Here is a 10,481-nt window from a genome sequence, read left to right as displayed (position 1 = left end):
CCAAACTCGAAAGCGATTTAAGAATATAGCTTACTTTTTTCTCTGTATATATAGACAAAAAGCTTGCGAATTTTATACTTTTTGAGCAAACTTGCAAGTTTTCGATGAGCATTCTAATAAGTACGTTATATTCTCTTGAAAAGGTAAACATTATCATTCACATGCAATTTTGTTTTACGTATAATCTAAGAAACTCTCAAATAGTTTTAGGTCAAGTTTACGCGTTAAGCGGTATTTTATATTGATAAAATATCAGTTAAATGAGGTTTATTATGAAAATCGGTTTTCATTCTGTGTTACTTGGATTAGCGTCATGTATTGGCATTCAACAATCTGTGATAGCGAGTCCTCCTCCGTCTTCTCAACAATCAGTATCTACTGAGTCCGCTGAGGCTTTAAAACAACAATTTTCAATCGCTTTAGCCAAACAAGAAAAGCAACAAGTTTCGATTTTACAGAAAAAACTCACCGCACTTTTTTCTTTACCTCCTCAATTCCTAGATAATCAGATCCAAATAAGCGAAAAAATCCTAACTCGCATTTTTAAAACAGATAAAAATCTCACTCCTAAATTTCTTGATTACTTATACTTTGAGCCAATAAATACTGGCGATGCTAATTTAATTCAGGAAATGAAGAAAAACTTATTGGTGTCTTTTTTAGCGAATGAGCAGGCAAAAATTTATATTCGTCAAACAGATAATTCGGAGCAATTTGTTCAGGCTTTACTAGAAAGGGGAGCCAAACCAGATCAAATTATATTATTGTCTTTGGATGCTAAAGGCATATTTCAAAAAATTATTGAACAGATGCGTCAAGATTTTCCTAATCAAACAACTTTTTCTATTACTGAGAATCGAGTGAGTTTGATAACCCCTTCTTCTGAAATTAAGCCCCGCCTCGCTCTAGCCAATATGATGTTTGCTCGCCAATTTAAAGGGGTGGAGGTTGATGATTTTTCGTATTTAGATCAAGCACGTGAAAATCTTCAACACAATAACTATGCTATTCGTTATAAGACTTTCCAAGCAATGCTTGAAGGCTTAAATTAATCCGTTTACTCACAAGGAGCCATTATGTTTTTATCTAAAAAATCAGTTACCTTTGCAGTTAGTGCGTTAGCAATGCTTTGCTCAGGTGCAGCCTTTGCTAAAGAAGCGCCGCAAGCACATAAAGCTGTGGAGTTAAGTATCTTACATATTAACGACCACCATTCTTATTTGGAACCGCACGAAGCAAGAATTAATCTAAATGGTCAACAAACAAAGGTTGATATTGGCGGTTTTTCTGCTGTGAATGGAAAACTTTATGAGTTACGTAAAAAGTATAAAAATCCATTAGTGCTACATGCTGGTGATGCGATTACCGGTACGCTGTATTTCACACTTTTTGGCGGTTCCGCTGATGCGGCTGTCATGAATGCTGGTAATTTCCATTATTTTACTTTGGGTAACCATGAATTTGACGCGGGTAATGAAGGTTTATTAAAACTACTCGAGCCATTAAAAATTCCAGTACTTTCAGCCAATGTTATTCCTGATAAAAATTCAATTTTATATAACAAATGGAAACCTTACGATATTTTCACTGTGGATGGAGAAAAAATTGCCATTATCGGATTAGATACCGTGAATAAAACGGTTAATTCATCTTCACCAGGTAAGGATGTGAAGTTCTATGATGAAATTGCTACCGCACAAATTATGGCAAATGCTCTAAAACAACAAGGCATTAATAAAATCATTTTACTTTCACATGCAGGAAGTGAAAAAAATATCGAAATTGCTCAAAAAGTAAATGATATTGATGTGATCGTTACTGGGGATTCACATTATTTATACGGAAATGATGAATTACGTGGTTTAAAACTTCCAGTAATCTATGAATATCCGCTTGAATTTAAAAATCCGAATGGCGAACCGGTATTTGTAATGGAAGGTTGGGCTTATTCTGCTGTTGTGGGTGACTTAGGTGTTAAATTCAGTCCTGAAGGTATTGCGTCTATTACTCGTAAAATTCCTCATGTGTTAATGAGTTCTCATAAACTTCAAGTGAAAAATGCGGAAGGTAAATGGACTGAATTAACAGGCGATGAACGTAAAAAAGCGCTTGATACTTTAAAGTCAATGAAGAGTATTTCACTTGATGATCATGATGCAAAAACAGACATGCTTATTTCAAAATATAAAAGTGAAAAAGATCGTTTAGCACAAGAAATTGTTGGCGTCATCACCGGTTCTGCAATGCCGGGTGGTTCAGCAAATCGTATCCCAAATAAAGCAGGCTCAAATCCAGAAGGTTCTATTGCAACGCGTTTTATTGCAGAAACAATGTATAACGAACTCAAAACAGTGGATTTAACCATTCAAAATGCAGGCGGTGTTCGTGCGGATATTTTACCAGGCAATGTAACCTTTAATGATGCTTATACTTTCTTACCTTTCGGGAATACGTTATATACCTATAAAATGGAAGGTTCGTTAGTGAAACAAGTGCTTGAAGATGCGATGCAATTTGCTTTAGTTGATGGTTCTACAGGGGCATTCCCTTATGGCGCGGGCATTCGTTACGAAGCGAATGAAATACCAAATGCGGAAGGTAAACGTTTAGTCAGCGTGGAAGTATTGAATAAACAAACCCAACAATGGGAACCAATTGATGATAATAAACGTTATCTCGTTGGTACTAATGCTTATGTAGCTAGCGGTAAAGATGGTTACAAAACTTTTGGTAAATTATTTAACGATCCGAAATATGAAGGCGTTGATACTTACTTGCCTGATGCGGAAAGTTTCATTAAATTTATGAAAAAACATCCGCACTTTGAGGCTTACACTTCATCAAATGTGAAATTTAATGCTTCTAGTGATGCGTTACCTAAAAAATAAAAGCTAAAATATATTGAAAATAGCGCGTATTTAACACTCGATTTTATACCTCAGGCAAACCCACTTTATAGACCATCTGGTAAAGGTGGGTTTATTTTTTGTCGTTTTATCTCTTTCTATTACATTTCACTTTAGATTGCCATTCAAGCAGTCAGTTTCGTAGAGTTTTTACCATTACCTCATATTAATAAAGTCTGAATTATAAAAAGCGTAAAAAAGCCCATAGCACAAGGGCATTTTCTTGATATTTTGTGCTTGCGTGCATGTGTACTTTCGACGGACCTCTGTAATGGGCATAACTATGTCTATGGTGTTGTTCTGCTTCCGTAAAGTTATGCTCAACCATTTTTGCTAGACGTTTGTAGAGTTTTTCCCTTGCTCCGATGACTTAACTGCATTGGCATTTTGAGTAGTGTAAAAGCGCATTTTGTTCAACAACGTGCCGATATTGTAGAAATGGAAGGAAAAATTTGGCTCAACCTCGCCACCCCTTTAACCTTACTTGGTGTGCATGGTTATGATGAACCTCCACACATAACCGATTGTAAAATTAAAATTTTTATTTCATCTGATTTAGATGATCAGACGTTTGATAAGCTTACTGAAGCTGCATTAAGAAATTGTTTTATCTACAACACATTAAATAAAACGTTTTCTTTTACTGTCTTGTTTGAGCAAGTTTTGTAATTCATTATATCAGTTAAAAATACGACTTAAATTAAATACCATCAATATTTTCCTAATTTGAAATAATTGGTATTTTTTTATACCATAAATGCACTTTTGGAAACAATCCACTCAAATCCTACTGAGCGTTTCCTTCAAAATCGCACTTCTCCGTGCTATCATTTGCGATGGTTCCATCTCACCATTTAGGGCTTAAAGCCTTATTTTATTTAATCTGATTTTATTTTTATTCACTTAATTTTTAAGGGGGAAGCGTTGTCTTTATCTAAATTTATGGAAAAGCAAACGTCGTTCAATCCTTTAGTGATTGGTGCAACGTTATTTTTTGTGGTGTTGCTTGTCGCGATGATTTTAATCGCACCTGAACAAACACAAACTTTATTAAATGCTGCTAAATCGGGCATTTTTGCCAACTTTAGTTGGTTTTACGTATTAGCATTCTCAGTATTTTTGGGCTTTTTAGTCATTTTATCAGTCAGTAGCCTAGGTAATATCAAATTAGGCAATGATGAAGAAGAGCCTGAATTTGGTTTTCTGTCTTGGTTGGCGATGTTATTTGCTGCCGGTATGGGGGTAGGGTTGATGTTCTTTGGTGTAGCAGAGCCATTGACGCATTACTTATCTGATATTACCACAGGCAGCGCAGAGCATAAGCAACAAGAAGCCTTGTTACACACCTTATTCCACTGGGGAATTCATGCCTGGGCGGTGTATGGCACGATTGCGTTGGCATTGGCTTACTTTGGATTCCGTTACAAATTACCTTTGGCATTACGTTCTTGTTTCTATCCGTTATTGAAAGAGCGTATTAATGGCAAGTTAGGCGATCTTATCGACATTATGGCGTTACTTGCCACCTTATTTGGTGTTATCACAACATTAGGTTTTGGTGCATCACAATTGGGTGCAGGCTTACATCAATTAGGCTGGATTAGCGAAAATAGCTTCAGCTTGCAAGTTGTCGTAATTGCCGTGGTAATGAGTTTAGCGATATTTTCCGCGATTTCAGGTGTAGGGAAAGGGGTAAAAATCTTAAGTGAGCTGAATTTAACATTAGCTTTCTGTTTGTTGATTTTCGTCTTAGTGGCGGGACCGACACTTTATTTGTTATCCGCTTTTAGCGACAACATCGGAACGTATCTTAGCAACTTAGTAAAATTAAGTTTCAAAACCTATGTTTATGAACAAGAACATACTAGTTGGTTTAGCGGTTGGACAATTCTGTATTGGGCATGGTGGTGTTCTTGGGCGCCATTTGTCGGTTTATTTATTGCTCGTATTTCGAAAGGGCGTACCATTCGCGAATTTATTTTCGGCGTGTTGGTGATTCCTAGCATGTTCGGTATCTTGTGGTTTACCGTATTTGGTAATACGGCTATTTGGTTGAATGATGGTGAAGCTGCAGGTACGTTAGGACAAATGATTTCTTCGCCTGAAACGTTGCTCTTTAAGTTCTTAGATTATTTACCGCTTTCTGGCGTGACGGGCTTAGTGAGTTTGGTGGTGATTTCTTTATTCTTTATCACCTCAGCAGACTCCGGTATTTATGTATTAAATAACATTGCATCACGCGATAAAAGCCTTGCAGCACCTCGTTGGCAGGCCGTGATGTGGGGCATATTAATGTCAGTTGTCGCCATTGTTTTGATGCAATCAGGCGGCTTGGCTAATCTACAGGCAATGACGCTATTAGTGGCGTTACCTTTCGCCATGTTGATGTTATTGATGTGTTTTAGTTTATGGAAAGGTTTGAATGCGGATAAAAAATATTTTGATACCAAAGTTAATCCAACCAGTATTTTCTGGACGGGGGATAAATGGAAAGAACGTTTGGAACAAATGATGAACCAAACGCAAGAAAAAGATATTTTACGTTTCCTTAAACATACGGTATTGCCGGCTATGCGCGAATTACGTCAAGAGTTGATTGGCAAATATGACTTAAGCGTGCAAATTAACACGTTATTTGAACAAGATGAACCTGCAGTGGAATTGGTCATTCAAAAAGAATCAATGCGAGACTTTATGTATGGGGTGAAATCTGTGGGTCGGGATGTGTCCACTCAGCTAATTAATGATGACAATTTGCCACATATTCAGCATAGTATGACTTATGAGCCATACACTTATTTCTTTGATGGTCGAGTGGGTTATGATGTGCAATATATGGATCAAGATGAATTGATTGCTGATATATTGAAACATTATGAACGCTACTTAAGTTTGCTAGATGACGTAGGCCAAGAGTTGATGGCACACGAGCAAACAGAACTGGCTGAATAATAAGACTAAAGTGCGGTTGAAAATAACATTATTTTTTGACCGCACTTTTAAAATTACCTCTTGAGACAAATGCATAAAAAGAGTATATTCAAGCCCAAATTTTCAATTTAATTCTAACGGAGTTTTTCTATGTTTGGTTTATCCCCAGCACAAATGATTATTTTATTAGTCGTGATTTTATTAGTATTCGGTACAAAAAAATTACGCAATGCGGGATCTGATCTTGGCGCAGCAGTAAAAGGCTTTAAAAAAGCGATGTCTGACGATGAGCCAAAAAAAGATGCGGAATTTACTCAAATTAAAGACGGTACAACAACCGCTGAAAAAACTGAAACTGTAAAAGATAAAGAACAGGCATAACCGTGTTTGATATTGGTTTTTCCGAACTTGTTTTATTGATGCTTGTGGGCTTAGTGGTACTAGGCCCTAAGCGTTTACCTGTGGCTATTCGCACGGTAATGGGCTGGGTGAAAACGATCCGTGGGTTGGCAGCTAATGTTCAAAATGAATTAAAACAAGAGCTTAAATTGCAAGAATTGCAAGATAGCATCAAGAAAGCGGAACAACTGAATCTAAAACAGCTTTCCCCAGACTTAAGTAAAACCGTTGAAGAGCTGAAAGAACAGGCTCAAAAAATGCGTGCAGAGCTAGAAGAAAAAGCGGCTGCAGCGGGCACAACGGTGGAAGAGCAAATTAAAGAAATTAAAAGTGCGGCTGAAAATTCGGCTGATTCTGCTGAAAAACTTGCGGTAAACTCACAAGAAACAGCAGAAAAACCGGCTGAAACAGCATCGATAGAGCATGTAGAGAATGAACTTGCTGAAGTTTCAGAACCTGAAAAAACAGAAGTAGATTTGACCGCACTTGAAGCCCATGAGCAAGCTGAATTAACCGAGCGTTTATCTGATTACTATTCGCCGGATGATGTGGAACTGCAACCAGCACCTAAATCTGAAGCTAAGTCCTAGAGAATAATTATGAGCAATACGACGGACGATTCCCAACCGTTAATTACCCATCTTGTTGAACTCAGAAACCGCTTATTACGTTGCGTAATTTGTATTTTAGTGGTTTTTGTGGCGTTGGTTTATTTTTCTAATGATATTTATCATTTTGTCGCCGCACCTTTAACGGCAGTAATGCCAAAGGGTGCAACGATGATTGCAACCAATATTCAAACGCCATTCTTTACGCCAATCAAATTAACCGCGATTGTATCGGTATTTATTTCGGTGCCTTATTTGCTTTATCAAATTTGGGCGTTTGTTGCACCGGCGCTGTATCAACATGAAAAACGTTTAATTTATCCGTTATTGTTTTCTAGTACAGTTTTATTCTATTGCGGTGTGGCGTTTGCTTATTATATTGTTTTCCCTTTCGTGTTTAGTTTCTTTACGCAAACCGCACCAGAAGGGGTGGCTATCGCAACAGATATCAGCAGTTATCTTGATTTTGCGCTAGCATTATTCTTGGCTTTCGGTGTGTGCTTTGAAGTACCCGTTGCCATTATTTTGCTTTGCTGGACAGGTGTCACAACCACGAAAGCATTGGCGGCAAAACGTCCTTATATTATTGTGGGAGCATTCTTTGTTGGCATGATCTTAACGCCACCAGATGTTTTCTCTCAAACTTTACTTGCTGTACCAATGTGCCTTCTTTTTGAATTAGGCTTGTTAGTTGCACGTTTCTATCAACCGAAAGAGAATGAAGAAGAGACAACGGATGAAGAAAGTGCGGTAGAAAATCAAGCTAATTTGAATCACAAAGATTAAGAAAATGGGCGTAGATGATACGCCCTTTTAACATCATAAAAACAGGAAATATTATTATGACTCAACAAATTTTAGGCGGTTTTCCAACCCGTCGTCTTCGTCGTTTACGTAAACATGATTTTAGTCGCCGTTTAGTCGCAGAAAATACTTTAACCGCGAATGATTTAATTTATCCAGTATTTATCATTGAAGGTGAAAATCATCGTGAACCAGTGCCTTCTATGCCTAAAGTTGAACGTTTAACGATCGATCAGTTATTAATCGAAGCAGGCCTTTTAGTGAAATACGGCGTGCCAGTGATTTCATTATTTCCTGTAGTTGAGCAAGATAAAAAATCTTTAATGGCGGATGAAGCATTTAACCCGAATGGTTTGGTACAGCGTGCAGTGAGAGCATTGAAAGCCGCTTATCCAGAATTAGGTGTATTAACCGATGTCGCACTTGATCCTTATACACTACATGGACAAGACGGGATCATTGATGAAGAAGGTTATGTATTAAACGATATCACAACAGATATCCTGATTAAACAGGCTGTTTCACACGCTGAAGCAGGTGCTGATATTGTGGCACCGAGTGATATGATGGATGGTCGTATTGGTCGTATTCGTCAGGCATTGGAAGAAAATGGTCATATCAATACGCAAATTATGGCGTATTCTGCAAAATATGCGTCTAACTATTATGGCCCATTCCGTGATGCGGTCGGTTCTGCGGGTAATCTGAAAGGCGGCGATAAGAAAACTTACCAACTTGATCCAGCTAATGGTAATGAAGGATTACAAGAAGTAGCCCTTGATTTACAAGAAGGGGCAGATATGGTGATGGTGAAACCAGGTATGCCATATTTAGACATGGTATATCGCGTGAAAGAGTATTTCGGCGTGCCAACTTTTGCTTACCAAGTTTCTGGCGAATATGCGATGCATATGGCAGCCATTCAAAATGGTTGGTTGAAAGAAAAAGAATGCATCATGGAATCATTGCTTTGCTTTAAACGTGCGGGTGCGGATGGTATCTTGACGTATTTTGCGAAGCAAGTCGCTGAATGGCTTTACTTAGAAGGTAAAAATAAATAAGCACTTTTTAACTTGAAGTACTAATCTAGGTGCTAATTTTAGAACTTATCTAATAAAAACGAGAAAATATTAAATTTTTTCTCGTTTTTTATTTTTTCTTTATTTTCTCTATAAAAAAACTATTGTCTAGTTGATTTTTCTATTGTTATATTGATGACACGCCGCAACAAGACGGTGATAAATAAAATAACGTTATACACATCATATTAACTCACTACTAGAAGGAAAATCCTATGTCAGCAGTAGCATCATTAGACGCATTTCTTGAAAAAGTGGCTCAACGTGACGGCCACCAACCTGAATTTTTACAAGCCGTGCGTGAAGTCTTTACGTCAATCTGGCCTTTCTTGGAAGCAAATCCTAAATACAGTTCAGAAGCTTTATTAGAGCGTTTAGTTGAACCAGAGCGTGCAATCCAATTTCGTGTGGCATGGACTGATGATAAAGGCCAAGTTCAAGTAAACCGTGCTTTCCGCGTGCAATTCAACAGTGCAATTGGTCCTTTTAAAGGGGGGATGCGTTTTCATCCATCCGTTAACTTATCAATCTTAAAATTCTTAGGCTTTGAACAGATCTTTAAAAATGCCTTAACCACATTGCCAATGGGCGGTGCGAAAGGGGGCTCAGATTTTGATCCTAAAGGTAAATCAGATGCTGAAGTGATGCGTTTCTGTCAAGCTTTAATGGCCGAGTTATATCGTCATGTTGGTCCAGATACTGATGTCCCAGCAGGAGATATTGGTGTAGGTGGTCGCGAAGTCGGTTATCTTGCAGGCTATATGAAAAAATTATCAAACCAAGCCGCTTGCGTGTTTACTGGCCGTGGTCTTTCATTCGGTGGGAGCTTAATTCGTCCAGAAGCAACGGGGTATGGATTGGTGTATTTTGCCCAAGCGATGCTTGCAGAGAAAGGGGATAGCTTCCTAGGCAAAACGGTTTTAGTTTCAGGTTCAGGTAACGTAGCACAATATGCGATTGAAAAAGCGATGGCACTAGGTGCGAAAGTCGTAACTTGTTCTGACTCTGCGGGTTATGTGTATTTACCTGAAGGGTTTGATCGTGAAAAATTAGAGGCATTATTAGAGCTCAAAAATGTAAAACGTGGTCGAGTAGAAGAGTTTGCAAAACAATTCGGTCTTCAATATTTTGCAGGTAAACGCCCTTGGGAAGTGAAAGCCGATATTGCACTTCCTTGTGCAACCCAAAACGAATTAGAGATTTCAGATGCGAAAGCTTTAATTGCAAATGGTGTGAAATTAGTGGCTGAAGGTGCAAACATGCCAACCACTATCGAAGCAACAGATGCATTCTTAGAAGCTGGTGTATTATTTGGCCCAGGTAAAGCGGCTAATGCAGGTGGTGTTGCGACATCAGGCTTAGAAATGGCGCAAAGTTCACAACGCTTATACTGGACAGCTGAAGAAGTAGATAAACAGCTTCATCGCATCATGTTAGATATTCATGCAAACTGTAAAAAATATGGTACTGTCGCTGGTCAAGCAAACATCAACTATGTTGTCGGGGCAAATGTTGCAGGCTTTGTGAAAGTGGCTGATGCAATGTTGGCGCAAGGCGTTTATTAATTCACAAAATGAATGAAAATTTGACCGCACTTTATGATGAAGTGCGGTCATTTTTTAATGGTGAATTTCTCAAGTTTGAAATGGCTTGTGGCTTGCTTTTTTGCTCAAAAAGTGTAAAATCTTCAGGCTTTTTGTCTATATATACAGAGAAAAAAGTAAGCTATATTCTTAAATCACTTTCGAGTTTGA

At 38.0% G+C, this 10,481-nt stretch carries 10 protein-coding genes; all 10 read left to right on the top strand.

All coding sequences use genetic code 11. From position 1 onward, the window contains the following. Positions 1-272: 272 nt before the first annotated feature. Positions 273-1,052 (top strand): amidohydrolase family protein, encoded by a 780-nt coding sequence (locus tag DPV97_RS09375; protein ID WP_005645774.1) that lies wholly within the window; start codon positions 273-275, stop codon positions 1,050-1,052. Positions 1,053-1,076: 24 nt separating this feature from the next. Beyond that, positions 1,077-2,888 carry an NAD nucleotidase gene (nadN, locus tag DPV97_RS09370; protein WP_049357781.1) on the top strand — a complete coding sequence of 604 codons (1,812 nt, stop codon included), beginning with the start codon at positions 1,077-1,079 and terminating at the stop codon, positions 2,886-2,888. Positions 2,889-3,293: 405 nt separating this feature from the next. Further along, positions 3,294-3,575: an OsmC family protein gene (locus tag DPV97_RS09365; protein WP_243585090.1), complete on the top strand. Its 282-nt coding sequence runs from the start codon at positions 3,294-3,296 to the stop codon at positions 3,573-3,575. A 255-nt stretch (positions 3,576-3,830) separates the two neighbouring features. After that, complete coding sequence (locus DPV97_RS09360) at positions 3,831-5,858, top strand: BCCT family transporter (protein ID WP_070713504.1); 2,028 nt, start codon at positions 3,831-3,833, stop codon at positions 5,856-5,858. Between the two features lie 129 nt (positions 5,859-5,987). Continuing rightward, on the top strand, positions 5,988-6,218 hold the full coding sequence (tatA, locus tag DPV97_RS09355) for a twin-arginine translocase TatA/TatE family subunit (protein WP_005695386.1): 231 nt from the start codon (positions 5,988-5,990) through the stop codon (positions 6,216-6,218). Between the two features lie 2 nt (positions 6,219-6,220). Further along, positions 6,221-6,826, top strand: coding sequence for a Sec-independent protein translocase protein TatB (tatB, locus tag DPV97_RS09350; RefSeq protein WP_070713508.1), 606 nt, complete (start codon positions 6,221-6,223; stop codon positions 6,824-6,826). A 9-nt stretch (positions 6,827-6,835) separates the two neighbouring features. Beyond that, complete coding sequence (tatC, locus tag DPV97_RS09345) at positions 6,836-7,630, top strand: twin-arginine translocase subunit TatC (protein ID WP_049363662.1); 795 nt, start codon at positions 6,836-6,838, stop codon at positions 7,628-7,630. A gap of 56 nt (positions 7,631-7,686) precedes the next feature. Beyond that, positions 7,687-8,709, top strand: coding sequence for a porphobilinogen synthase (gene hemB, locus DPV97_RS09340; RefSeq protein ID WP_070713510.1), 1,023 nt, complete (start codon positions 7,687-7,689; stop codon positions 8,707-8,709). Positions 8,710-8,942: 233 nt separating this feature from the next. Then, the gene (gene gdhA / locus DPV97_RS09335; RefSeq protein ID WP_070713514.1) at positions 8,943-10,292 is read left to right on the top strand and encodes an NADP-specific glutamate dehydrogenase; all 1,350 of its coding nucleotides are present in this window, start codon (positions 8,943-8,945) and stop codon (positions 10,290-10,292) included. A gap of 8 nt (positions 10,293-10,300) precedes the next feature. Continuing rightward, positions 10,301-10,481 (top strand): hypothetical protein (locus DPV97_RS09605; RefSeq protein WP_207798653.1); only part of this gene is annotated, 181 nt, incomplete at its 3' end.

Source organism: Haemophilus parainfluenzae (genome assembly GCF_003253005.1).
Taxonomy (GTDB): Bacteria; Pseudomonadota; Gammaproteobacteria; order Enterobacterales; family Pasteurellaceae; genus Haemophilus_D; species Haemophilus_D parainfluenzae_M.
This window is presented reverse-complemented; position numbering and strand designations above follow the sequence as displayed.